Source organism: Acidovorax sp. NCPPB 3576 (assembly GCF_028473605.1).
Lineage (GTDB): Bacteria > Pseudomonadota > Gammaproteobacteria > Burkholderiales > Burkholderiaceae_C > Paracidovorax.
Genome location: NZ_CP097267.1, coordinates 2010753 through 2034221, shown reverse-complemented (window position 1 = coordinate 2034221; position 23469 = coordinate 2010753). Strand labels below are relative to the sequence as shown.

At 66.4% G+C, this 23469-nt stretch carries 16 protein-coding genes; 6 read left to right on the top strand and 10 right to left on the bottom strand.

What is annotated here, in order from left to right; translation table 11 throughout:
- Positions 1-300: 300 nt before the first annotated feature.
- The 3 genes from adh to M5C98_RS09380 all read left to right on the top strand — a co-directional run bounded on the left by adh (position 301) and on the right by M5C98_RS09380 (position 3430).
- Entirely contained in the window at positions 301-1821 is a 1521-nt protein-coding gene (gene adh, locus M5C98_RS09390) for an aldehyde dehydrogenase (RefSeq protein ID WP_272552361.1), read from the top strand.
- Between the two features lie 107 nt (positions 1822-1928).
- Positions 1929-2963: an alcohol dehydrogenase AdhP gene (adhP, locus tag M5C98_RS09385; RefSeq protein WP_272552359.1), complete on the top strand. Its 1035-nt coding sequence runs from the start codon at positions 1929-1931 to the stop codon at positions 2961-2963.
- Between the two features lie 5 nt (positions 2964-2968).
- Positions 2969-3430 (top strand): DUF779 domain-containing protein, encoded by a 462-nt coding sequence (locus M5C98_RS09380; RefSeq protein ID WP_442867279.1) that lies wholly within the window; start codon positions 2969-2971, stop codon positions 3428-3430.
- On the opposite strand, the gene M5C98_RS09375 is transcribed toward M5C98_RS09380, so the two are convergent.
- The 3 genes from M5C98_RS09375 to sbcB all read right to left on the bottom strand — a co-directional run bounded on the left by M5C98_RS09375 (position 3369) and on the right by sbcB (position 8003).
- Complete coding sequence (locus tag M5C98_RS09375; protein ID WP_272552356.1) at positions 3369-5498, bottom strand: sigma-54-dependent Fis family transcriptional regulator; 2130 nt, start codon at positions 5496-5498, stop codon at positions 3369-3371. The genes M5C98_RS09380 and M5C98_RS09375 overlap by 62 nt on opposite strands.
- A gap of 132 nt (positions 5499-5630) precedes the next feature.
- Positions 5631-6446, bottom strand: coding sequence for an NAD-dependent protein deacetylase (locus tag M5C98_RS09370; RefSeq protein ID WP_442867278.1), 816 nt, complete (start codon positions 6444-6446; stop codon positions 5631-5633).
- A gap of 120 nt (positions 6447-6566) precedes the next feature.
- Complete coding sequence (gene sbcB / locus M5C98_RS09365) at positions 6567-8003, bottom strand: exodeoxyribonuclease I (RefSeq protein ID WP_272552355.1); 1437 nt, start codon at positions 8001-8003, stop codon at positions 6567-6569.
- A 61-nt stretch (positions 8004-8064) separates the two neighbouring features.
- Here sbcB and M5C98_RS09360 point away from each other — a divergent pair, with 61 nt between their 5' ends.
- The gene (locus tag M5C98_RS09360; protein ID WP_272552354.1) at positions 8065-9450 is read left to right on the top strand and encodes a lytic murein transglycosylase; all 1386 of its coding nucleotides are present in this window, start codon (positions 8065-8067) and stop codon (positions 9448-9450) included.
- Between the two features lie 139 nt (positions 9451-9589).
- On the opposite strand, the gene clpA is transcribed toward M5C98_RS09360, so the two are convergent.
- The 3 genes from clpA to dnaE all read right to left on the bottom strand — a co-directional run bounded on the left by clpA (position 9590) and on the right by dnaE (position 15996).
- Positions 9590-11941 carry an ATP-dependent Clp protease ATP-binding subunit ClpA gene (gene clpA, locus M5C98_RS09355; RefSeq protein ID WP_272552353.1) on the bottom strand — a complete coding sequence of 784 codons (2352 nt, stop codon included), beginning with the start codon at positions 11939-11941 and terminating at the stop codon, positions 9590-9592.
- A 57-nt stretch (positions 11942-11998) separates the two neighbouring features.
- Positions 11999-12358 (bottom strand): ATP-dependent Clp protease adapter ClpS, encoded by a 360-nt coding sequence (gene clpS, locus M5C98_RS09350; protein WP_442867251.1) that lies wholly within the window; start codon positions 12356-12358, stop codon positions 11999-12001.
- 89 nt (positions 12359-12447) lie between these two features.
- Complete coding sequence (gene dnaE / locus M5C98_RS09345; RefSeq protein WP_272552350.1) at positions 12448-15996, bottom strand: DNA polymerase III subunit alpha; 3549 nt, start codon at positions 15994-15996, stop codon at positions 12448-12450.
- Positions 15997-16185: 189 nt separating this feature from the next.
- Here dnaE and M5C98_RS09340 point away from each other — a divergent pair, with 189 nt between their 5' ends.
- Positions 16186-16983: an outer membrane protein assembly factor BamD gene (locus tag M5C98_RS09340; protein ID WP_272552348.1), complete on the top strand. Its 798-nt coding sequence runs from the start codon at positions 16186-16188 to the stop codon at positions 16981-16983.
- On the opposite strand, the gene M5C98_RS09335 is transcribed toward M5C98_RS09340, so the two are convergent.
- Positions 16946-19051 (bottom strand): ATP-dependent DNA helicase, encoded by a 2106-nt coding sequence (locus tag M5C98_RS09335; protein ID WP_272552346.1) that lies wholly within the window; start codon positions 19049-19051, stop codon positions 16946-16948. The genes M5C98_RS09340 and M5C98_RS09335 overlap by 38 nt on opposite strands.
- 196 nt (positions 19052-19247) lie before the next feature.
- Between M5C98_RS09335 and M5C98_RS09330 the strand changes: the two genes are divergently transcribed.
- Complete coding sequence (locus M5C98_RS09330; protein ID WP_272552344.1) at positions 19248-20036, top strand: PP2C family protein-serine/threonine phosphatase; 789 nt, start codon at positions 19248-19250, stop codon at positions 20034-20036.
- 53 nt (positions 20037-20089) lie between these two features.
- Here the strand turns inward: M5C98_RS09330 and M5C98_RS09325 are convergent, their stop codons facing one another.
- From M5C98_RS09325 to lpdA, 3 genes are all read right to left on the bottom strand, one after another.
- Positions 20090-20791: a hypothetical protein gene (locus M5C98_RS09325; RefSeq protein WP_272552343.1), complete on the bottom strand. Its 702-nt coding sequence runs from the start codon at positions 20789-20791 to the stop codon at positions 20090-20092.
- Positions 20792-20805: 14 nt separating this feature from the next.
- The gene (gene zapE / locus M5C98_RS09320; protein ID WP_272552342.1) at positions 20806-21903 is read right to left on the bottom strand and encodes a cell division protein ZapE; all 1098 of its coding nucleotides are present in this window, start codon (positions 21901-21903) and stop codon (positions 20806-20808) included.
- A gap of 86 nt (positions 21904-21989) precedes the next feature.
- Entirely contained in the window at positions 21990-23417 is a 1428-nt protein-coding gene (gene lpdA / locus M5C98_RS09315) for a dihydrolipoyl dehydrogenase (RefSeq protein ID WP_272552341.1), read from the bottom strand.
- Between the last annotated feature and the right edge of the window lie 52 nt (positions 23418-23469).

Genomic DNA, 23469 nt, shown 5'->3' with positions numbered 1-23469 from the left:
GCCGCTGGAATGGCGGCGAATGTGCCCATTGTGCGGGGCACGGGCCTTGTTCCATGCTGCGCCGCGCAGTGTTCCGTCACGGAACAACCGCTCCACTGCAGCGCGGCCCGGCAGCGAGGCATGCCCGCCATAGGCACCTCAAAAAAAAGCCTCCGCCGCTTTACAGCATTCGCTTTCATGCTATTAATTTTGATTGTTTGAATGGTTTGATCCGGTTGGCACGCGCATTGCGCACAGACAAGTGGCCCGCGCCGCCAAAGTGGCGTGGAACACCCCAACCGACCCAAGGAGACAAGCACCATGAACATGGCAGAAATCGCCAGCCTCGGCATCGCCAACCCCTACAAGAAGCAGTACGGCAATTACATCGGCGGGCAGTGGGTGCCGCCGATCGACGGCCAGTATTTCGAGAACACGTCGCCGATCAACGGGCAGGTATTCACCTCCATCCCCCGCTCCAACGACAAGGACATCAACGCCGCGCTGGATGCCGCCCACAAGGCCAAGGCCGCCTGGGGCAAGACCTCCACCACCGACCGGGCGAACGCGTTGCTGAAGATCGCCGACCGCATGGAATCCAACCTGCTCACCATCGCCGTGGCGGAGACGCTGGACAACGGCAAGCCGCTGCGCGAGACCATGGCGGCCGACATTCCCCTGGCCATCGACCACTTTCGCTACTTTGCCGGCTGCATCCGCGCACAGGAAGGCGGCATCAGCGAGATCGACCACGAAACCATGGCCTATCACTTCCACGAGCCGCTGGGCGTGGTGGGGCAGATCATTCCGTGGAACTTCCCGATCCTCATGGCGGTATGGAAGCTCGCCCCGGCCCTGGCCGCCGGCAACTGCGTGGTGCTCAAGCCTGCCGAGCAGACGCCCGCCTCCATCCTGGTGCTGCTGGAACTGGTGGGCGACCTGCTGCCGCCCGGCGTGCTGAACGTGGTGAACGGTTTCGGCCTGGAGGCCGGCAAGCCCCTGGCCAGCAGCCCCCGCATCGCGAAAATAGCCTTCACGGGCGAGACCACCACGGGCCGGCTGATCATGCAATACGCCAGCCAGAACATCATCCCCGTCACGCTGGAGCTGGGTGGCAAGAGCCCCAATGTGTTCTTCGAAGACGTGATGGCGGCCGACGATGGCTTCTTCGACAAGGCGCTGGAAGGCTTTGCGATGTTCGCGCTCAATCAGGGCGAAGTCTGCACCTGCCCCAGCCGCGCGCTGGTGCAGGAATCGATCTACGACAAGTTCATGGAACGCGCGCTCAAGCGCGTGGCGGCCATCAAGCAAGGCCACCCGCTGGACAAGAGCACCATGATCGGCGCGCAGGCCTCGCAGGAGCAGCTCGAAAAGATCCTCTCGTACCTGGATCTGGGCAAGCAGGAAGGCGCGGAGTGCCTCATCGGCGGCGAGCGCAACCAACTGGGCGGCGACCTGGCCGGCGGCTACTACGTGAAGCCCACCGTCTTCAAAGGCCACAACAAGATGCGCATCTTCCAGGAAGAGATCTTCGGCCCCGTGCTGTCGGTGACCACCTTCAAGACCGAGGAGGAAGCGCTGGAGATCGCCAACGACACGCTGTACGGCCTGGGCGCCGGCGTATGGAGCCGCGATGGCGCTCGCGCCTTCCGCATGGGCAAAGGCATCCAGGCCGGGCGCGTGTGGACCAATTGCTACCACCAGTACCCCGCGCACGCCGCCTTCGGCGGCTACAAGCAGTCGGGCATTGGCCGCGAGAACCACAAGATGATGCTGGACCACTACCAGCAGACCAAGAACCTGCTGGTGAGCTACTCGCAGGCGCCGCTGGGCTTTTTCTGACCGATTGATCTGCATCAGCCCAGCCACCGGGTGTCGGGCCTAACGTGAGGCCCGACACCCATTGAATCCACTGCACATCCGCTGCAGACGAAAGGACTTTTCCTCCCATGACCGCCAAGACCATGAAGGCCGCCGTCGTTCGCGCATTCGGCCAGCCGCTCACCATCGAGGAAGTGCCCGTTCCCACGCCCTCGGACGACCAGATCCTCGTGAAGATCGAGGCGTCCGGCGTCTGCCATACCGACCTGCACGCCGCCGAGGGCGATTGGCCCGTCAAGCCCAACCCGCCGTTCATCCCGGGCCATGAAGGCGTGGGCTTCGTGGCCGCGGTCGGCAAGAACGTCAAGCACGTGAAGGAAGGCGACCGCGTGGGCGTGCCCTGGCTGCACTCGGCGTGCGGCTACTGCACGCACTGCATGGGCGGTTGGGAGACGCTGTGCGAGTCGCAGAGCAACACCGGCTACTCGGTCAATGGCGGCTTTGCCGACTACGCCCTGGCCGACCCGAACTTCGTGGGCCATCTGCCCAAGGACATCGGCTTCGTCGAGATCGCGCCCATCCTGTGCGCGGGCGTCACGGTGTACAAGGGCCTGAAAGTGACCGACACCAAGCCCGGCGACTGGGTCGTCATCTCGGGCATCGGCGGACTGGGCCACATGGCCGTGCAATACGCCAAGGCCATGGGCCTGAACGTGGCGGCGGTGGATGTGGAAGACGACAAGCTGGAACTGGCCAGGCAACTGGGCGCGACCGTGACGGTGAACGCCAAGACCACCGACCCCGCCGCCTACTTGCAAAAGGAGATCGGCGGCGCCCACGGCGCGCTGGTGACGGCCGTGTCGCCCAAAGCCTTCGAGCAGGCCCTGGGCATGGTGCGGCGCGGCGGCACGGTGGCGCTCAACGGCCTGCCGCCCGGCAACTTCCCCCTGCCGATCTTCGACATGGTGCTGCGCGGCGTGACGGTGCGCGGCTCCATCGTGGGCACGCGGCTCGACCTGCAGGAGTCGCTCGACTTCGCCGCCCGCGGCCAGGTGAAGGCCACCGTGGCCACCGAGAAGCTCGAGAACATCAACGCCGTGTTCGAACGCATGCGCCAGGGGCAGATCCAGGGGCGCATCGTGCTGGACATGGCAGCGGCCTGACCATGATGGACACGCCGGCTGCCCCCTCCACCCCGGTCCCCGCCCCGCAGGAGATCGGGTCCGTGGGCCGCGTCTCGGCCACGCCGGCGGCGGTGGCGCTCATCGAGCGCCTGGCGGCGCAGCACGGTCCGCTCATGTTCCATCAGTCGGGGGGCTGCTGCGACGGCAGCGCGCCCATGTGCTTCGCACTCGGGGAGTTTCTGGTGGGCGATGCCGACGTGCTGCTGGGCGAGATCGCGGGCACGCCCTTCTACATGAGCCGCTCGCAGTTCGCCTACTGGGAGCACACCCACCTCATCATCGATGCGGTGCCGGGCAACGGCGGCATGTTCTCGCTGGAGCGGCCCACGGGCCTGCGTTTCCTGACACGATCGCGGCTGTACAGCGATGCGGAATGGGAGGCCGTCAGCGCGCTCGGACCGCCGGCTCAAGAGGCCCGGGCCTGCCCGCGGCCTGCGCCGCCTTGAGGTGCCGGTACACGGTGTTGCGCGACACGCCCAGCGCACGCGCCGCGGCCGATACGTTGCCGCCATGGGCCGTCAGCGCCTGCACCAACGCAGCGGCGGTCGTATCGCCCAGGCGCGCCACGGCGATGGAGCGGCCTGCGATTGCGCGGGACTGCGGCGTGATTCCGCCAGCCGCGGCAACGCCCACCGGGCCGGTCGATATCCTGGCCACACCGGCACCGCCATGTGCCTGGGTCAAAAGCAGCTCGCAATCCTCTAGAAAGTCCTCGGGCAAATGGGCCTGCTGGATGACCCCGCCATCGCTACGGGCCATCAACGCGGCGGTGCGCAACACGCTGCTCAACTGGCGCAGGTTGCCCGGCCAGGCATGCGTGGCAAAAAGCGCCATGGCTTCGGGCGCCACGCGCGGCACCGGGCTTGCGCCACCGGCGGGCGGGGCGTCGGCCTGCGCACGCAGGAGGCGCTCGACGATCACGGCCAGGTCCGTGCGCTCGCGCAGCGCGGGCAGCCGCACCACGAGCCCGTTCAGCCGGTAGTACAGGTCGTCGCGGAAGGTGCCCTGGGCCATCATCTCGCGCAGATTGCGGTGTGTGGCGCAGACCACGGCCACATCCACCGGCACCTGCCGCGACGCGCCCAGCGGCGACACACTGCGCTCCTGCAACACCCGCAGCAGCCGTGCCTGCATCGACAGCGGCATGTCGCCGATTTCGTCGAGAAACAGCGTGCCGCCATGCGCCTGCACGACTTTGCCAGGATGCCCCTTGCGCCGCGCACCCGTGAAGGCGCCTTCGTCGTAGCCGAAGAGTTCGGACTCGATCAGGGTTTCGGGAATCGACGCGCAGTTGACGGCGACGAAAGGCCCCCGCTGGCGTGGCCCGTCCTGGTGGATGGCGCGGGCCAGCAATTCCTTGCCGGTGCCGGTCTCGCCCAGGATCAGCGTGGCAACGTCGCTGCCCAGCAGCCGCGTGACCCGGTCGATCACCTGGGCCAGTTGTGCGTCGCCCGTGTCCAGATAGCGCAGGCTGGACAGCCGTGCCGGCTTGGGCGGCCGCGAGAGGGCCGGCAGCGCTGCCGGCCCCTGGCCTTCGGTCGGCCTCGGCGTGCCCGCCTGCCCCTCTTCGCCGAGCCCCTGGCCCTGATCGGGCCATGGCAGCAGCGTGCCCGAACGCGGCCGAAACTCCACCAGCGCCTGCACCGCCACGCCGCCCGGCAACTGCAGCCGCAACGGCTCCGGTACGGCCTGGCGCGCATGCGCGAGCAACGCCGCCATGGGCATGCCGAACAGCGAGGAAAAAGTATGCGCCTGCAGCGCATTGGACGACATGCCCAGCTGGAACTGTCCGCTGCGGTTGGCAGCGAGGAACCGCCCGTCCGGCGTGAACGCGGCCAGCCCCTCCACCAGCGTGCCCAGGAACTCCGGCCGCGCATGGAAGCGCAGCCGCACCGCGTCTTCGAACACCTTGCCGAACAGGTGGTTCTCCACCATCTTGGCCGACATGCGCACCAGTGCCATGGTGTGGGCGCTCTGGCTGCGGTGGTCGCCGCTCACGTCGAGCGCGCCGATCACATGCCCGTGCGGGTCGAGGATGGGCGCGCAGGAGCAGGTCAGGAAATGGTTGGCCTGCAGAAAGTGCTCATTGCCGTTCACCTGCAGCGCCTCGCCCAGCGCCAGGGCCGTGCCGATGGCATTGGTGCCCTTGCTGCGCTCGGACCACGCCGCGCCGGGGCGCAGGGCGACCCGGCTCGCCCGGTCCAGGAACTCATCATCGCCCAGGGCATGCAGCACCACGCCCTGCGCATCGGTCAGCAGCACCATGCTCTGGGTACCGGCAATCTGCGCCGACAGCGTCTCCATCACGGGCCGGGCGTGGGCGAACAGGGCCTCGTTGCGGGCGACCATCCAGGCCAGGGCTTCGGCATCCATGGGCCGCAGGTCCGCCGATTCGTGCCGCCGCAGGCCGAAGGCGGTGGAGCGCTCGTGCGCCTGCGTGATCCGCTGCGCCGCCGAGGCGCCCACCTCGCCCGGCGTCGGGCCGGGCGCACCGAGGAATGCGTTCGTCTGCATGCTGTCTCCTTGGGCTTTTGTCATCGCCCGGCGCAACAAGGCGCCGGGGTGCTGCTGGGCGACTGGCACCTTAGCACCAATGGCCTGGCGAAGATGTTTCCAAAGCCCTGCCGGCCCATAGCCGGCCGACACTCAAGCCGGCCCGGCAGGCCCTGCAGCCAGTGCCTGGGCCACCGCGCCCAGCGCCGACCCGACTTCGTGCTCGACCTTGAGCGACAGTAGCGGATCGGCCCGCGTGCGCCCCCAGTTGACCGCTGCCACGGGCTTGCCCGCATCCACGGCCATCTGGACGAAGCGAAAGCCCGAATACACCATGAGCGACGAGCCGGCCACCAGCATGGCATCGGCGCGCAGGAGTGCGTCGCGGGCGGCCTGCACGCGATCGCGCGGCACGCTTTCACCGAAGAACACCACATCGGGCTTGAGCGGGCCGGCGCCGCAGCGCGGGCAAGGCGGCACATCGAACGCGCTGAAATCCTGGCCCTCCAGATCCGCATCGCCATCGGGCGCCGCCTGCGCATGCAACGCCGCCCAATCAGGGTTGCGGCGCAGCAACTCTTCCTGCAGCTCAGCGCGCGGCAGCCGGGCTTCGCAAGCCATGCAGCGCACGGTGTCGATGCGGCCATGCAGATCGATCGTGCGAAGGCTCCCCGCAGCCGTGTGCAGGCCGTCCACGTTCTGCGTGAGCAGCAGTTCCACCCGGCCGGCCGCTTCCAGAGCCGCCAGCGCATGGTGCGCCGGCGCAGGACGTGCCTGCCCCATCACCCGCCAGCCGATGAAGCTGCGTGCCCAATACCGCTGGCGCGTGGCCTCGTCGCCCATGAAAGCCTGGAACGTGAGCGGTGGTGGCCGCTTCCAGTCGCCGTTGCCATCGCGGTAGTCAGGAATGCCGGATGCCGTGCTGCAGCCCGCGCCGGTGAGCACGAATACCCGCGGGTGCGCTGCCATGAATTCCGCCAATGCCTGCACGCCGGCATCGGCGCTGGCAATCCCTTGCTGGGCCAGGGGTTGCATAGGCGCTGCGCTGCGCTCCGAGGGTGATGGGGCCATGGACATCGGTGCCTCCAGCTACATCGCGGGTGCGATGCTTTCCGCGTAGTCGTACAGCGCGCCCAGGATCTCTTCGCCCCGCTCGTCCGCTTCGGCGCCCAACTCGTCCAGCTTGGCGAACAGTTCGTCGAAGGTGAGTGCACCGCCCGCGCCTTCCATCAGGCAGGCGACACGGTGGCCTTCCCAGCGTTCCTGGTCGGCCTCGTCCAACGTGTGAGGAAAATTGCGCGCGCGGTAGCGCCACACCAGTTCCTCCAGCCGCTCGTCGTCGAAGCCTGTCTTGGCCAATGCGAGTTCCTGGGGTGACAAAGCGCGCAGGCGGTTCAGGCGGCGACGGTCCTCGTTGCCGACGAAGCCGCCGTACAGATCCTGGTCCACGTCCGGCGCGGCCTCCTGCGGCCGCGTGAACACGCTGGCCCAGATGGCGCTCATGTCGGGCAAGGCCCGCGCCACCTCGGCATGGCCGGCGGCACGCTCCAGATCGACGGCCCAGCGCTGCGCCATCTGCGGCGTCAGCGTGTTGACGTTGCCCACCACCATCGGCGACTTGTTCAAGTGCACGGTCTTGATGGGCAGGCGCGCCACGCCGTCGGGCAACGCATCCGCCCGGCTGAACAGCCGCTCGCGGATCGCATCGGCGCCCAGCAGGGCCAGTTCGGACGGATCGTGGGCCAGGTCCCAGGCGATCAACTCGTTCTTGTTGGTGGGGTGGCTGGCGAGCGGCCACATCACCGCGACGCAGCCGCGCTCGGCGGGGAACATGCCCGAAATGTGCAGGAAGGGCCGTGCGGTATCGGCCGTGGCGGGCAGGCGCAGTTCGGTGGCCACGCGGTCCTTTTTATGCAGCCCCAGCGCGAACTCGAACAGCTTGGGCTGCCGGTCGCGGAGCAGCCGGGCCAGGGCGATGGTGGCGCGCACGTCGGAGAGCGCATCGTGCGCGGCCTCGTGCGCGAGGCCGTTGGCCTGGGACAGGTGCTCCAGCTTGAAGCTGGGGGAGCCGTCTTCCTTCTTCGGCCAGACGATGCCGTCCGGGCGCAGCGCGTAGGCCATGCGCACCACGTCGAGCAGGTCCCACCGGCCGCACTGGTTTTGCCACTCGCGGGCATACGGGTCCATCAGGTTGCGCCAGAACATGAAACGCGTGATCTCGTCGTCGAACCGGATGGTGTTGTAGCCCACGCCGATGGTGCCGGGCAGCGCCAGCTCGGCCTCGATGCGTGCCGCGAATGCGTGCTCCGGCAGGCCACGCTCCAATGCGACCTGCGGCGTGATGCCGGTGATGAGGCACGACACCGGGTCGGGCAGGTAATCGGGCGCGGGCTGGCAATAGACCATCAGCGGTTCGCCGATTTCGTTCAGGTCCGCATCGGTGCGGATGCCGGCGAATTGCGCGGGCCGGTCACGGCGCGTGTTGGCGCCAAAGGTTTCGTAGTCGTGCCAGAAAAAGGTATGCATGAAATCGTGCAGCCGGTAACACCGAAGCCCGCAAGTATGCCGGGCCGCGGGACAATAAGGCATGCAACGACGCCTTGCCCCCCCATCGACCTCCCGCTCCACGCGCAACCCCGCCGTGGCCACCTGGCTGATTCCCCTGGCTGCCGCGTTGGCGCTGGCAGGCTGCTCGTCGGCGCCGCGCGCGCAGGCACCTCAGGCCAACCCGGCCGCTTCGGCCGTCGCCGCGCCACCGCAGCCACCTTCTGTCATCCCTGCAGCAACAGCATCAGCAGATGCCCCGGCTGCCGCCGCACCCTCGAGCCCGGAAGAAGCCGCTGCCGCCGAACAGGCCGGCTTCGCCGTATGGATCGCGGCCTTCACCCAGGAGGCGTTGGCCGCAGGCATTCGGCCTGACACCGTGCAAACGGCGCTGGCCGGAGCCCAATTGCAGCCTCGCGTGATCGAACTGGACCGCGCACAACCCGAGTTCACGCGCACGCCTTGGGCTTACCTCGACAGCGCCGTGTCCACCCAGCGCATCGCCCAAGGCCAGGCCAAGCGGACCGAATATGCTTTGCCACTCGAAGCCGCCGCTGCGCGGTATGGCGTGCCGGCCTCGGTCGTCACTGCCATCTGGGGCATGGAAAGCAATTACGGCGGCAACTTCGGCACCTTCCGTGCGATCGATGCTTTGGCAACGCTGGGGTTCGAAGGCCGCCGCGCCCAGTGGGCCCGCAATGAACTGATGGCTGCGCTGCGCATCCTCGACCAGGGCGACATCGCCGCCGACCGCATGATCGGATCGTGGGCCGGCGCCATGGGCCACACGCAGTTCCTGCCCTCCGTATTTCTCGCCTACGCCATCGATGCCGACGGGGACGGGCGACGCGACATCTGGGGCAGCATCCCCGATGTCGCGTCGTCCACCGCCAACTACCTGGCCAGCTCCGGCTGGCGCAGCGGGCAACCCTGGGGCGTGGAGGTGCAATTGCCGCCGGGATTCGACCACGCCCGGGCCGAGAACACCGTGCGGCAGACCTCCGCGCAGTGGGCCGGCGAAGGGGTGGTGGCCATCGATCGGCAACCCCTGCCGGACCTGGGTGCCGCCTATGTCATCGCACCCGCAGGTGCACGTGGGCCGGCCTTCCTGGTGGGGGACAACTTCCGCAGCATCCTGCGCTACAACAACTCGGTGAACTACGCGCTGGCGGTGGGCCTGCTGGCGCGGCAGATCGAGGGTGGTACGGGCGTGGTGGCAGCCTGGCCACGGGACCTGCAGCCCCTGTCGCGCAGCCAGGTGAAAGACCTGCAGATGGCGCTGAACCAGCGCGGCTTTTCCGCCGGCATGGCCGATGGCGTGATGGGCCCGGCCACAAGAGCGGGCCTGCGCCAGTTCCAGCAAAGCATCGGCGTGGTGGCCGACGGCTACCCTACGCTGGAATTGCTGCAGCGGCTGATGGCGCCCTGAACCTGGACACGGGTGGATTCAAAGACGATCACCTGAACTGTCTCAAAGGGCCGTTGATGCCCGATAAAAAGAAAAAGCCCACGGAGAACGCGGGCTTTTTTCACATCAGGCCGCCACACAGGGCGGCGAGACCGATCGGTCAGTCGGCCGTGGCCTCTTCCGGCTCGGCAGGCTCGGACTTCGCCGAGCGCTCCCGCTTGGGCAGCGGCTGGATGTCCAGCAGCACATCGGGCGTTTCCACGCCCTTGTCGTCCGTCTTCACCTCGATGTCCACCGTCAGGCGGCCACCTTCGGTCAGGCGGCCGAAGAGCAGTTCGTCGGCCAGCGCACGGCGGATGGTGTCCTGGATCAGGCGCTGCATCGGGCGTGCGCCCATGAGCGGATCGAAGCCCTTCTTGGCCAAGTGCTTGCGCAGCGTGTCGGTGAAGGTCACCTCCACCTTCTTCTCGCTCAACTGGGTTTCGAGCTGCAGCAGGAACTTGTCCACCACGCGCAGGATGATCTGCTCGTCCAACGCCTTGAAGTTCACGATGGCGTCCAGCCGGTTGCGGAACTCGGGCGTGAACAGGCGCTTGATGTCGCCCATTTCGTCGCCCGCCTGACGCGGGTTCGTGAAGCCGATGGTGGCCTTGTTCATGGTCTCGGCACCCGCGTTCGTCGTCATGATGATGATGACGTTGCGGAAGTCGGCCTTGCGCCCGTTGTTGTCTGTCAGCGTGCCGTGGTCCATCACCTGCAGCAGCACGTTGAAGATGTCCGGATGCGCCTTCTCGATCTCGTCGAGCAGCAGCACGGAATGCGGCTTCTTGGTGACCGCCTCGGTCAGCAGACCGCCCTGGTCGAACCCGACATAGCCCGGAGGCGCGCCGATCAGGCGGCTCACCGCATGGCGCTCCATGTACTCCGACATGTCGAAGCGGATCAGCTCGATGCCCATGATGTAGGCAAGCTGCTTGGCCGCTTCGGTCTTACCGACGCCGGTGGGACCGCTGAACAGGAACGAGCCGATGGGCTTGTCACCCTTGCCCAGGCCCGAGCGCGCCATCTTCACGGCGGACGCGAGCACCTCCAGCGCCTTGTCCTGGCCGAACACCACGCTCTTCAGGTCGCGCTCGATGGTCTGCAGCTTGCTGCGGTCGTCGTTGGAGACGTTCGCGGGCGGAATGCGCGCAATCTTCGCCACGATTTCCTCGATCTCGGCCTTGCCGATGGTCTTCTTGCGCTTGCTGGCGACCTGGATGCGCTGGGCTGCGCCGGCTTCGTCGATCACGTCGATGGCCTTGTCGGGCAGGTGCCGGTCATTGATGTACTTGGCCGACAGTTCGGCCGCCGCCTGCAGCGCCGCCGCAGCGTACTTCACGCTGTGGTGCTCTTCGAAGCGCGACTTGAGGCCCTTGAGGATGTCCACCGTTTCCTGCACGGTCGGCTCCACCACATCGACCTTCTGGAAACGGCGCGACAGGGCCGCGTCTTTTTCGAAAATGCCGCGGTATTCGGTGAACGTGGTCGCGCCGATGCACTTGAGCTGGCCACTGGAGAGCGCCGGCTTCAGCAGATTGGACGCATCCAGCGTGCCGCCCGAGGCCGCACCGGCGCCGATCAGCGTGTGGATTTCGTCGATGAACAGCACCGCGTTGGGCTTGTCCTTGAGCGACTTGAGCACACCCTTCAGGCGCTGCTCGAAATCACCGCGGTACTTGGTGCCCGCCAGCAGGGCTCCCATGTCGAGCGAATACACGACTGCCTCGGCCAGGATCTCCGGCACGTCGTTCTGCGTGATGCGCCAGGCCAGGCCCTCGGCGATGGCCGTCTTGCCCACGCCGGCTTCGCCCACCAGCAGCGGGTTGTTCTTGCGGCGCCGGCACAGGATCTGGATCGTGCGCTCGACCTCGTAGTGGCGGCCGATCAGCGGGTCGATCTTGCCGTCCTTGGCCGCCTGGTTGAGGTTCTGGGTGTACTGCTCCAGTGGCGAGGCTTTCTCGTTGCGCTCGCCGCCACCGCCGCCCTCCTCGCCTTCGGCCTGGTTCTCAGGCTTGGCGGGCTCCGGCGGTTCGCCCTTCTTGATGCCGTGGGCAATGAAATTGACCACGTCCAGCCGCGTCACGCCCTGCTGGTGCAGGTAATAAACGGCGTGCGAATCCTTCTCGCCGAAGATGGCGACGAGCACGTTGGCACCAGTGACTTCCTTCTTGCCATTGCCCGTGGACTGCACGTGCATGATGGCGCGCTGGATCACGCGCTGGAAACCCAGCGTGGGCTGCGTGTCCACCTCGTCGGTGCCGGCGACCTGAGGGGTGTTGTCCTTGATGAAATTGGCCAGCGATGAACGCAGGTCATCGATGTTGGCCGAGCATGCGCGCAGCACTTCGGCTGCGCTGGGGTTATCTAGCAGTGCCAGCAGCAGATGCTCCACGGTGATGAACTCGTGGCGTTGCTGGCGGGCCTCGACAAAGGCCATGTGCAAGCTGACTTCCAGTTCCTGAGCAATCATGTGAACTCCTTTGTGCTTGCGTGGAAGGGATTACTGTAGATCGGGACCAAAGGCCGTTTATTCAACAGGCTCACTGAGGCATTGCAGCGGGTGGCCCGCCTTGTGCGCTGCCTCACGGACCTGCTCCACTTTGGTGGCGGCGACATCGCGGGAATACACCCCACATACGCCTTTGCCGTCCAAATGGATTTTCAGCATGATCTGCGTGGCGGCTTCCCGGTCTTTGCTGAAGAATTCCTGTAGCACGACGATGACGAATTCCATCGGCGTGAAGTCGTCATTGAGCATGACCACCTGAAACATTTGTGGCGGCTGGGTTTTCAGCGTGCGACGTTCGAGCACGACCGAACCGCCATCGTCCCGCGCTGGCGTCCGGGCGGGCGGAGCGGGAGTGGGGGAAGGTGGTTTAGTTGCCATGGATTTCATTCTAGCGAGCCACGGCGGTCGGCGCAGCCTCTTACATGTAGTGATGAACCAACGGTGTTTCAAGCCTCATCTGCGCCGGGTCAGCCTGCGTCGTACACCACATTGACCGAACCGGTGCCGGCCTGGGCGCTCCAGGCCGCCAAAGCGGCGTCGGAGGGGAAGAAGCGGCTGCCCTCGCCTAGCTGCAATTCCGCCACCGCCTGGCCTTGGCCGGCCTGGCAGCGCACGCCCATGCGCACACGAAGGCCATGCACCAGCACCTCGCCCTGCTCGGTTTCCTGCCGGCGCGGCGGAAACTCGCGCACCAGACGTTGCACGTCCGGCGCCGTGTCGCCGATGGCGACCTGCAGGTAGCGCCCGAATTTGGCCCGCGCAGCGGCCAAGTCCCAGACCTGCTGCACCTTCACCCGCAAGCCGCCGCTGAAATGGTCGAGCTGCAAACGCCCGCTCATGACCACGAATTCGTCGTCCTTCAGCATGTCCCGGTGGGCGTTGACCACGTTCTCGTCCGCCGAGGCTTCGATGGTGGCTGATTTGTCGTCCAGCTTGAACAAGGCCAGCCGGCCGCGTTGCCCGTTGATCACCCGGAAGTCGCTGATGATGCCGGCCAGGATCTGGGGCTCGCGGCTGTCGAGCAGTTCTTCGATCTGCGTGCGCACGAAACGGCGCACCTCGCTGGCCACCTCATCGAACAGGTGGCCCGACAGGTAGAAGCCCACGGCGGTTTTTTCCTGCGTGAGGCGCTCTTTCACGCCCCAGGGCACCATCTCGACGAGCGCGGGCTCCTGGGTGCTGGAGCCATGGGCATCTTCGCCCATCATGTCGAACAGGCCGCCCTGGTTGGCATTGGCCAGCGTGGCATTCGCGAAGTCGAAGGCCCGGTCGATCGAGGCGACGAGCGAGGCCCGGTTCATGTTCATGGCGTCGAAGGCGCCCGCCTTGATGAGCGCCTCCAGCGTGCGCTTGTTCAAGCGCGTGCGGTCCACGCGGACGCAGAAGTCGAACAGGCTGGTGAACGGCCCTTTGGTATCGCCGCGTGGCCCTGCGCCCCGCCCTTCCCGGGCCGCGACGATGGCCTCGATGGCCTGCTGCCCCGTTCCCTTGATGGCGCCCAGCCCGTAGCGGATGACCTTATCCGTGACCGGCTCGAACCGGTACATGCCCCGGTTCACATCCGGCGGCTCGAACGTCAGCCCGAACTTTTTCATGGCGTCTTCGAACAGCACCTTGAGCTTGTCGGTGTCATCCATTTCCACCGTCATGTTGGCGCAGAAGAACTCGGCCGTGTAGTGCACCTTGAGCCAGCCGGTCTGGTAGGCCAGCAGCGAGTAGGCCGCCGCGTGCGACTTGTTGAAGCCGTACCCCGCGAACTTTTCCATCAGGTCGAACACCTCGTCGGCCTTCTCCTGGCTGATGTTCTGCTTGGCCGCGCCCGCACGGAAGATCTCGCGGTGCTCGGCCATTTCCTCGGCCTTTTTCTTGCCCATGGCGCGGCGCAACATGTCGGCGCCGCCGAGCGAGTAGCCGCCCAGCACCTGGGCGGTCTGCATCACCTGCTCCTGGTACACCATGATCCCGTAGGTTTCCGACAGCACCTTCTCGACCAGCGGATGGGGGTACTCCACCACCTCCTTGCCGTGCTTGCGGTTCACGAAGCTGGGAATCAGGTCCATCGGACCCGGCCGGTACAGCGCGTTCAGGGCGATCAGGTCTTCCAGCCGGCTGGGACGCGCCTCCTTGAGCATGCCCTGCATGCCGCGGCTTTCAAACTGGAACACGGCCTCGGTCTTGCCGTCGGAGAACAACTGGTAGGTGCGCGCATCGTCCAGCGGAATGTTCTCGAACGTGAAGTTCTCCTGGCCCTTGTGGCGCTTGACGATGAACTCCTTGGCGATCTCCAGGATGGTGAGCGTGGCCAGGCCCAAGAAGTCGAACTTCACGAGGCCGATGGCCTCCACATCGTCCTTGTCGTACTGGCTCACGGCCGAATCGCTGCCCGGCTGCTGGTACAGGGGGCAAAAATCGGTGAGCTTGCCCGGGGCGATCAGCACGCCCCCGGCGTGCATGCCGATGTTGCGGGTCATGCCCTCGAGCTTTTGCGCCATCTCGATGATGGTCTTGACGTCTTCTTCCTTCTGCACGCGCTCGGCCAGCAGCGGCTCCAGCTCCAGCGCGTAGTTGTTCTTGTCGCCTTCCTTCTTGGGGTTGGGAGGGTACTGCAGCGTGTACGACATGCCGGGCTTGCCCGGCACGAGCTTGGAAATGCCGTCGCAGAACGTGTAGCTCATGTCCATGACCCGGCCCACGTCGCGGATGGCCGCCTTGGCGGCCATGGTGCCGAACGTGGCGATCTGGCTCACGGCATCCTTGCCGTACTTGTCCTTCACGTAGTCGATCACGCGGTCGCGGTTGGACTGGCAGAAATCGATGTCGAAGTCGGGCATCGACACCCGCTCGGGGTTCAGGAACCGCTCGAACAGCAGGTTGTATTGCAGCGGGTCCAGGTCGGTGATCTTGAGCGCATAGGCCACCAGCGAGCCCGCACCGGAACCCCGGCCCGGCCCCACCGGGCAGCCATTGCTCTTGGCCCACTGGATGAAGTCCCCCACGATCAGGAAGTAGCCCGGAAACCCCATCTTCAGGATGGTGTTGATCTCGAACTCCAGCCGCTCCAGGTAGCGCGGACGCTCCTTGTCGCGCTCTGCCTCCTTGGGGTACAGGTGCGCCAGGCGCTCTTCCAGCCCTTCCAGCGACGCCACCCGGAAGTACTCGTCGATGGGCATGCCGCCCGGGGTCGGAAAGTCCGGCAGTTGCGGCTTGCCCAGCACCAGCGTGAGGTTGCAGCGCTTGGCGATCTCCAGCGTATTGGCGATCGCGGACGGCACGTCGGCGAACAGCGCCTCCATCTGCGCGCTGGATTTGAAATACTGCTCGCGCGTGAACTTGCGCACCCGCCGCTGGTTGCCCAGGATTTCGCCTTCGGAAATGCAGACGCGCGCCTCATGGGCCTCGTAGTCGTCGGCCGTGGCGAACTGCACGGGATGGGTCGCGACCACGGGCAGGTTCAGCCGGGCGGCCAGTTGCACGGCCGAGACCACATGCGCCTCGTCATCGGGCCGGCCCGCGCGCTGGATCTCCAGATAGAAGCGATGCGGAAACAACCCGGCCAAACGCAGTGCCAGCCGCGCCGCGCCGGCGTCGTCGCCCTTGACGATCGCCTGCCCCACCGGGCCGGCCTGGGCGCCTGCCAGCGCGATGAGCCCCTCCCCCAGCTCTTCCAGCCAGGCCCAGGTGCAGACGGGCTGATTCTTGACCACATTGCGCGTCCAGGCACGGGCGAGCAGTTCCGACAGGTTCAGGTATCCCTGCTTGCCCTGCACCAACAAGATGATGCGGGACGGGGGATTGCCGGGCTCCTCGGGTTCGACGAACACTTCGGCCCCCAGCACGGGCTTGACGCCCTTGCCCCGCGTTTCCTTGTAGAACTTGATGGCGCCGAAAAGGTTGCTGAGGTCGGTGATCGCCAGGGCGGGCTGGCCGTCCTTGGCGGCCGCCTTGGCCACCTCATCGATGCGGTTGGTGCCGTCGACGACGGAAAATTCGGTGTGCAGGCGCAAATGAACAAACATGGCGGGTATTGTAGGAACGCCAGCCTCCCGGCCCCGCGCCAGAGCCCCGGCGTTTCGTTCAGGCTATCGGCTGGCGCGCCGGTACAATCCGGCACTTGCCCGATCGCCGCGGCAAGCCCCTGTGGCCTTCCCGGCTCATCTGATCGGAATCGGGAACCGATGCCCTTCTATTGCCTGAAAGCTGCCTCCATGCCGCGTTTTCCCCTGCCCCTGTTGTCCGCCCTGCTGGCCGCCAGCCTGATGGCGGGCTGCTCCAGCACCCCCGAAGACAAGACCGCCGGCTGGAGTCCCAATCGCATCTACTCAGAAGCCCGCGACGAGCTCAACAGCGGCGGCTTCGACAAGGCCGTGCCTTTGCTGGAGAAGCTCGAAGGCCGCGCTGCCGGCACGCCGCTGGCACAGCAAGCCCAGCTGGAAAAGGCCTACGCCCAGTACAAGGCCGGCGAAAAAGCCCAGGCCATCGCCACGCTGGACCGCTTCATGAAGCTGCACCCTGCCAGCCCCGCCTATGACTACGCGCTGTACCTGAAGGGCCTGGTCAACTTCAACGACAACCTGGGCCTGTTCTCCTGGCTGTCGCGCCAAGACCTGTCCGAGCGCGACCAGAAGGCCGCCAAGGATTCGTTCGAATCCTTCCGCGAACTGACCACGCGGTTCCCGGATTCGCGCTACGCCCAGGATTCGCGCCAGCGCATGACCTATATCGTCAATTCCCTGGCGCAGTACGAAGTGCACGTGGCCCGCTACTACTACGAGCGCGGAGCCTACGTGGCGGCCATCAGCCGTGCCCAGATCGCCCTGGCCGACTACAAGGAAGTGCCGGCCCTGGAAGAGGCCCTGTACATCCTGGTCAAGTCCTACGATGCGTTGGGCATGACCCAGTTGCGCGACGACGCGCAGCGCGTGATGGCAAGCTCCTATCCGCAGAGCGAGTTGAACCGCGAAGGCCTCAAGGCCAAGTCGGAGCCATGGTGGAAGGTGTGGTGAGCGCGCGCAGCGCTGCATCGAATTCCTGCGCCGTCTGAAGGCGGCGCATCGGGGGCAAGGCCGACAACAGGCGCTTGCCATAGCCCATTTCGACCAGGCGGGTGTCGGCCACCACCAGCACGCCCCGGTCGGTTTCGCTGCGAATCAACCGCCCCGCGCCCTGCTTGAGGGTGATCGCTGCCTCCGGCAGCGAAAAGTACCGGAAGGCGCTGCGTTTGGCCTGTTCCAGCCGCTGGGAGCGCGCCTCCACCAGCGGATCACCCGGTGGCGGAAACGGCAGCTTGTCGATCACCACCAGTTGCAGGGCCTCGCCCGGCACGTCGAACCCTTCCCAGAACGTGGCTGACGCGACCAGCACGCACCCGGCCCGCCCCTCGGACGCGCCCTCGCGGAACCGCTCCATCAGCCGCCGCTTGGGCCACTGGCCCTGCACCAGCACTTCGATGCCGGGCTCGCCAGCGAATCGGGACTGGAGCGCCTCGCCGATGGCACGCAAGGCCTTGAGCGTGGTGGTGAGCACCAGGGTACGCCCGCCCAGCACCAGAACCGCATCGCCCACCCACGCTGCCAATGCAGCGCTGTGGGCAGGGTCGGAAGGCTTGGGCAACGCCAAAGGCACATGGAAAGCCGCCTGCGATGCATAGTCGAATGGGCTTTCCACCCTCAGAATGCGCGCGTCCTGCAAACCGCAGGGCTCGGTGAACCAGCGCAAGGTCGCGTCATCCCCCAGTGTGGCCGAGGTGAAGATCCAGGCACGGGGCTTGCCCTGCGATCGCCTGGCACCCGTTTCCTCTTCTTGCCCATGCGCTTGTTCGTCCCAGGCGGATGCCTCGGCAGCAGCAGTTTCGCCGGAAGGCAGGTGCCACAGGGCCCGCATCGGGCCCGCAATGTCCAGCGGCGCCTCCACCAGCCGGAGCGCGGCCGCCACATCCACCCACCGGACGGCATCTGCACCGCAGGGCTGGGAAAAGCCGTCCATGCGCTCCATGATCTGGACCGCGCGGCCATGCAGGCGCACGAAGTCCGGAGCGATCTCGCTCACAGTGTCCAGGGCCGCCAGGGCCGTGCGGCACGCGCTGACCACCTGGTGCATGGCCGCATGCCACTCGCCAGGGTCCACCCCGTCGGGCACCTCGCCCATCCAGCGCAGCCGCGCCCCCGCCGGGGCACGGCCTGCGGCCAGGCGCAGGTCGCGGGCGGCGCGGTCCAGCGCGGCGGCCACCGCCAGCCAATCGGCCAGTCCGCGGGCAAACTGCAGGCCCGCAGCCATCACGTCGCGCGAAAAATCCAGCAATTGCGCGGTGGAGGCTTGTCGGCCCATGAACTGCACGCCGGTTTCGTTTAACTGGTGCGCCTCGTCGAAGACCACGACGCGCACGGAGGGCAGCAGTTCGGCCATGCCGGAATCGCGCACGGCCTGATCGGCAAAAAAGAGGTGGTGGTTGATCACCACGACATCGGCGGCCAAAGCCTCGCGCCGGGCACGGTGCACATGGCAGGCGCGAAAACGCGGGCACGGCGAGCCCAGGCAGTTCTCGCGCGTGGACGTGACCAACGCAATGACAGGCGAGCGCTCGTCCAGCCCCGGCAACTCGGCCAGGTCGCCGCTCACCGTGCCTTGTGACCAGGTTTCCACACGGGCCAATACCCGCGCCACAGCCGCATCGTGGGCGGCACCGTCCTGGCGGGCCAACTCCATTCGATGAAGGCAAAGATAGCTGGCCCGCCCTTTGAGCAAGGCGGTACGCACCGGCAACGCGAGCGCATCCACCAGGCGGGGCAAGTCGCGTGCGAACAACTGGTCCTGCAGCGCTTTGGTGGCGGTGGATACCAACACCCGCTCCCCGCTGAGCAACGCCGGCACGAGGTACGAAAACGTCTTGCCGACGCCCGTACCCGCCTCCACCACCAGCGCGCCCCCTTGCTCGATGGTTTCGGCCACGGCCAGCGCCATCTCGGTCTGGCCGGCCCGGGGCGAAAAATGCGCCTGGGCCAGCGACAGCACGCCGCCCTCCTCGAATGCGGCCTGCACTGCGTGGACGAGCGATTCGATGCGGGGCAGGTCCATGCCGGTCATCTCGGCTTTCGCTCACGGGTGACCGCCACAGGCCGCATCATTGGGGCGAGGTCGGACGGGGAGTAAACAAGGCAGCGCAAGGAAAGGAGGAAGGAGAGGCGTCGCATGGCAAAAACGCCAGAGGGCGCCCGATAATACGTGCTTCGCCCGACCCTCCGGCCGGCCCGCGCCCTCCACCATTTCCGCCATGACCAAACCGTTTCGCCTCACTGCGTCAACCGGCATCCACAAAGGCGATCGCGAATACCAGCAAGACCAGGTCGCGCTGATTGCGCACCCCCGCTACAACGGCTGCGTGCTCGGTGTCGTGGCAGATGGCATGGGGGGACGTAGCGGGGGCCGCAAAGCGTCAGACCAGGTGATGCTGACGGCGCGGCAGTGGTTCGAGCGCTATTCGCCGGATTCAGACGACACCGCGGCGATGCTCAAACACATGGTGGAAGAGGCGCATATCGTGATCCGCCTCACCGCCATCTCCGCCGAGCAGGAACCCCACAGCACGGTGGCGGCGTTCATCATCAACCCGCGGGGCGACTGCCATTGGGCACATGCAGGCGATTCGCGCATCTACCACTTCCAGGGCGCGCGACTGGCCTACCGCACCAGCGACCATTCCTATGTGCAGGCCCTGGTGGACCGCGGCGAAATCACCGAGGCCGAGGCCAACACCCATCCGCACTCCAACATCCTGGTGGGCTGCCTGGGCACCGAGAGCGATCCGCCGGTGGCCCAGCACACGATTGCACAGCTGTTGCCCGGCGATGTGCTGCTGGCGTGCAGCGACGGCGTGTGGCACTATTTTTCGCCCACGGAGCTGGCCTCGGTGGTGGACTCCCTGTCACCGCGAGAGGCCACGGAATTCCTCATCGAGAAAGCCCGCACGCGGGCGCGCGGGGGCGGAGACAACCTGTCGCTCGCCATCGTGAAAATCGAAGCGCTGGCGGAAGAGAAAAAACCGGCCCGGCTCGTTCGCTGAAACAGGCGGCGAGCGAGCCCACCACTCGGTGGCTACCCCTGCCCTGCGAGCCCTCAAGGGGCAATGCTTGCCGGCGGCGCGGGAGGTGGCGGCGGCAGCCCCGCTGGCGCTTTGCGGCCCTGGGCTTGGGCATCGGCCCGCGCCTTTTCGTGCTTTTCGCGCCGCTCCTGGGCAGCCTTCTGCTTGGCCTCGTACCGGGCACGTGCCTCGGAAATGTGGCCGGGCTGCGCCGCCGCCCGCTCCGCCTTGGCGGCGTCGTGCGTCTGCTCACGCGAATGCTGCTGCGCGGCGCGTTGCTGCGCGTCGTGCTCGCGCTCCGCACGGCCCTGGGCTTGCGCCTGGGCGCGGGAGGCCGCCTGCATGGGCGCCGGGCGTTCGCCGGCTTCGAGCTTCTGGCGTTGCTCCTGCTGCTTTTGCTCGATCGACTGCACGCGCAGAGCGGCCTTTTCGCGGCGCTCGGCATCGTTGATGGCCAATTCGCGTTGCCGCAGGGCGGTTTCCTGATCGCGCACCTGGGCGCGCACGCCCACCAGGCAGTCCTCGACAGCAAAGCGCTGGTAGCAAACACCCTCTTCCTTCACGCGCCGGGCCTCAAGGGCGCGGCGGTCGCGCTGGATCTGGTCGCGCTCGGCACGGCGCTCGGCCTGGGCGACATCGGCGGCGGCGCGCGATGCGGCCACCGGTGACTGGGCCGCTGCCAGCGTGGAGGCGAGCCCCAGCGCGGCAGCGAGGAAAAGGCGTTGGAAAGAGGGCATGGTGAGCAAAGGGGTTACGTCAGTCCGGTGTCCACCACGCGCCGCTCCAGGTCCAGGAATTCCTTGGACTGCATTTCGTTCAGGCGGGACACGGTGCGGGGAAACTCATGGGCCAGCGGGCCTTCGGTGTACAGCTCTTCCGGCGGCACGGCCGCGGAAAGGATGAGCTTGACGCGCCGGTCGTACAGCACGTCCACCAGCCACGTGAAGCGCCGGGCCGGCGACGCCATCGACACGGGCATGTGGGGCACGTCAGACAACAGCACGGTGTGGAACTGCGTGGCGATTTCCAGGTAGTCGTTCTGCGAGCGCGGGCCACCGCACAGCACGCTGAAATCGAACCAGACCACACCGCCCGCCTTGCGGCGCGCCCGGATCTCGCGCGCCTCGATGTGCAGCACCGGGTCTTCATCGCGCACTTCGGCCAGTTGGTCGAAGGCTTCGGACATTTCCGCATCGGCCTGGGGCCCCAGCGGCGTGTGGTACAGCCGGACCATCTCCAGCGTGCGCCGGCGGTAGTCGGTGCCGTTGTCCACGTTGACCACTTCCATCCGCTGGTTCAGCAGTTCGATGGCAGGCAGGATGCGGTCGCGGTGCAGCCCGCCGGGGTACAACCCGTCGGGCTGGAAATTGGAGGTGGTGACAAAACCCACGCCGTTTTCGAACAACGCCGCCAGCAGGCGGTGCAGGATCATCGCGTCGGTGATGTCCGCCACATGGAACTCGTCAAAGCAGATGAGCTTGTAGCGCTTGGAAATGCGCTCGCCCAGCACGTCCAGGGGATTGACGGTGCCTTGCAGCCCCGCCAACTCGCGGTGCACTTCGCGCATGAATTCATGAAAGTGCAGCCGCACCTTGCGGCGGATGGGCACGGCGTTGAAAAAGCAGTCCATGAGAAAGCTCTTGCCCCGCCCCACGCCGCCGTACATGTACACGCCGCGCGGCACCTCGGGCCGGTTGATGAGCTTCTTCAAGGCGTTGGAACGGCGCTCCTTGTACAGCGCCCACTCGTCGGCACACCGCTGCAACGCCTCGACGGCACGCAACTGGGCCGGATCGCTTTGGTAGCCCTTGCTGGCCAGCTCCGCCTCATACGCCTGCTTCACATTCACACGCACACTCCCAACGCTATAAAAAATATAGCTATCCGCCCTAGTGTTTCATGCGCGGATAGCCATTTTTACCCAAAGTCTCGGGATCAGAAGTTCAGCGTGCGCTTGTCCACGGCCAGGGCCGCTTCCTTGGTGGCTTCGCTCAAGCTGGGGTGGGCGTGGCAGATGCGCGCGATGTCTTCTGCGCTGGCCTTGAACTCCATGGCGACCACGGCTTCGGAGATCAGTTCGCTGGCCATGGGGCCGACGATATGCACGCCCAGGATCTCGTCCGTCGTCGCATCGGCCAGGAACTTGACCATGCCGGTCGTATCGCCCAGCGCGCGGGCGCGGCCGTTGGCCAGGAACGGGAACGTGCCGGCCTTGTACTTCACGCCGTCGGCCTTCAACTGCTGCTCGGTGCGGCCCACCCATGCGATCTCGGGGTTGGTGTAGATCACCCAGGGAATGGTGTTGAAGTTCACATGGCCGTGCTGGCCCGCGATGCGCTCGGCCACCGCCACGCCTTCTTCCTCGGCCTTGTGCGCCAGCATCGGGCCACGCACCACGTCGCCCACCGCCCACACGCCCGGCAGGTTGGTCTTGCAATCGGCATCGACCACGATCGCGCCGCGCTCGTCCAGTTGCAGGCCGATGGTCTCGGCCCCAAGGCCGATCGTATTCGGCACGCGGCCGATGGAGACGATGAGCTTGTCCACCTCCAGCGTCTGGGCTTCGCCCTTGGCATTGGTGTAGGCCACGCTCACGCTCTTGTTGCCGGTCTTGATCTCGCCGATCTTCACGCCCAGCTCGATCTTGAGGTTCTGCTTGTCGAACGCCTTCTTGGCTTCCTTGGCGATCTGCTCATCGACCGCGCCCAGGAACGTGGGCAGGCCTTCCAGCACCGTCACTTCGGCACCCAGGCGGCGCCAGACCGAACCCATTTCCAGGCCGATCACGCCGGCGCCGATCAGGCCCAGCTTCTTGGGCGTCTCGCCGATGCGCAGGGCGCCGTCGTTGGAGAGGATGAACTCTTCGTCGAACGGCACGCCGGGCAGCGCGCGGGCGTTGGAGCCCGTGGCCAAGATGACTTGCTTGCCCGTGATGGACTCTTCGGCAGCACCGGCCACGCGGATTTCATAGCCACCGTCGGCGGCTTTCACGAACGAGCCACGGCCGTGGAAGAACGTGATCTTGTTCTTCTTGAACAGGTACAGGATGCCGTCGTTGTTCTGCTTCACCACGCTGTCCTTGCGGGCGATCATCTTGGCCACGTCCATGCGCACGTCCTTGACCTCGATGCCATGGTCGGCGAAGTGGTGGTTGGCCTGGTCGAAATGCTCGGACGACTGCAGAAGCGCCTTTGAAGGAATGCAGCCCACGTTGGTACAGGTGCCGCCCGGTGCGGGGCCGCCCTTGCCGTTCTTCCACTCGTCGATGCAGGCCACGTTGAAGCCCAGCTGCGCAGCACGGATGGCGGCGATGTAGCCGCCGGGGCCGCCGCCGATCACGATCACGTCGAATTGTTTGCTCATGTCAATCTCACTCAATCAGTTGAAGAAAGACCCACCGGCGGGCGCGGCCAAC

Excerpts from the sequence above, each read along its gene's own strand:
- adh (WP_272552361.1), top strand. The coding sequence starts at position 301 with ATGAACATGGCAGAAATCGCCAGCCTCGGCATCGCCAACCCCTACAAG.
- adhP (WP_272552359.1), top strand. The coding sequence starts at position 1,929 with ATGACCGCCAAGACCATGAAGGCCGCCGTCGTTCGCGCATTCGGCCAG.
- M5C98_RS09380 (WP_442867279.1), top strand. The coding sequence starts at position 2,969 with ATGGACACGCCGGCTGCCCCCTCCACCCCGGTCCCCGCCCCGCAGGAG.
- M5C98_RS09375 (WP_272552356.1), bottom strand. The coding sequence starts at position 5,498 with ATGCAGACGAACGCATTCCTCGGTGCGCCCGGCCCGACGCCGGGCGAG.
- M5C98_RS09370 (WP_442867278.1), bottom strand. The coding sequence starts at position 6,446 with ATGGCAGCGCACCCGCGGGTATTCGTGCTCACCGGCGCGGGCTGCAGC.
- sbcB (WP_272552355.1), bottom strand. The coding sequence starts at position 8,003 with ATGCATACCTTTTTCTGGCACGACTACGAAACCTTTGGCGCCAACACG.
- M5C98_RS09360 (WP_272552354.1), top strand. The coding sequence starts at position 8,065 with ATGCAACGACGCCTTGCCCCCCCATCGACCTCCCGCTCCACGCGCAAC.
- clpA (WP_272552353.1), bottom strand. The coding sequence starts at position 11,941 with ATGATTGCTCAGGAACTGGAAGTCAGCTTGCACATGGCCTTTGTCGAG.
- clpS (WP_442867251.1), bottom strand. The coding sequence starts at position 12,358 with ATGGCAACTAAACCACCTTCCCCCACTCCCGCTCCGCCCGCCCGGACG.
- dnaE (WP_272552350.1), bottom strand. The coding sequence starts at position 15,996 with ATGTTTGTTCATTTGCGCCTGCACACCGAATTTTCCGTCGTCGACGGC.
- M5C98_RS09340 (WP_272552348.1), top strand. The coding sequence starts at position 16,186 with ATGCCGCGTTTTCCCCTGCCCCTGTTGTCCGCCCTGCTGGCCGCCAGC.
- M5C98_RS09335 (WP_272552346.1), bottom strand. The coding sequence starts at position 19,051 with ATGGACCTGCCCCGCATCGAATCGCTCGTCCACGCAGTGCAGGCCGCA.
- M5C98_RS09330 (WP_272552344.1), top strand. The coding sequence starts at position 19,248 with ATGACCAAACCGTTTCGCCTCACTGCGTCAACCGGCATCCACAAAGGC.
- M5C98_RS09325 (WP_272552343.1), bottom strand. The coding sequence starts at position 20,791 with ATGCCCTCTTTCCAACGCCTTTTCCTCGCTGCCGCGCTGGGGCTCGCC.
- lpdA (WP_272552341.1), bottom strand. The coding sequence starts at position 23,417 with ATGAGCAAACAATTCGACGTGATCGTGATCGGCGGCGGCCCCGGCGGC.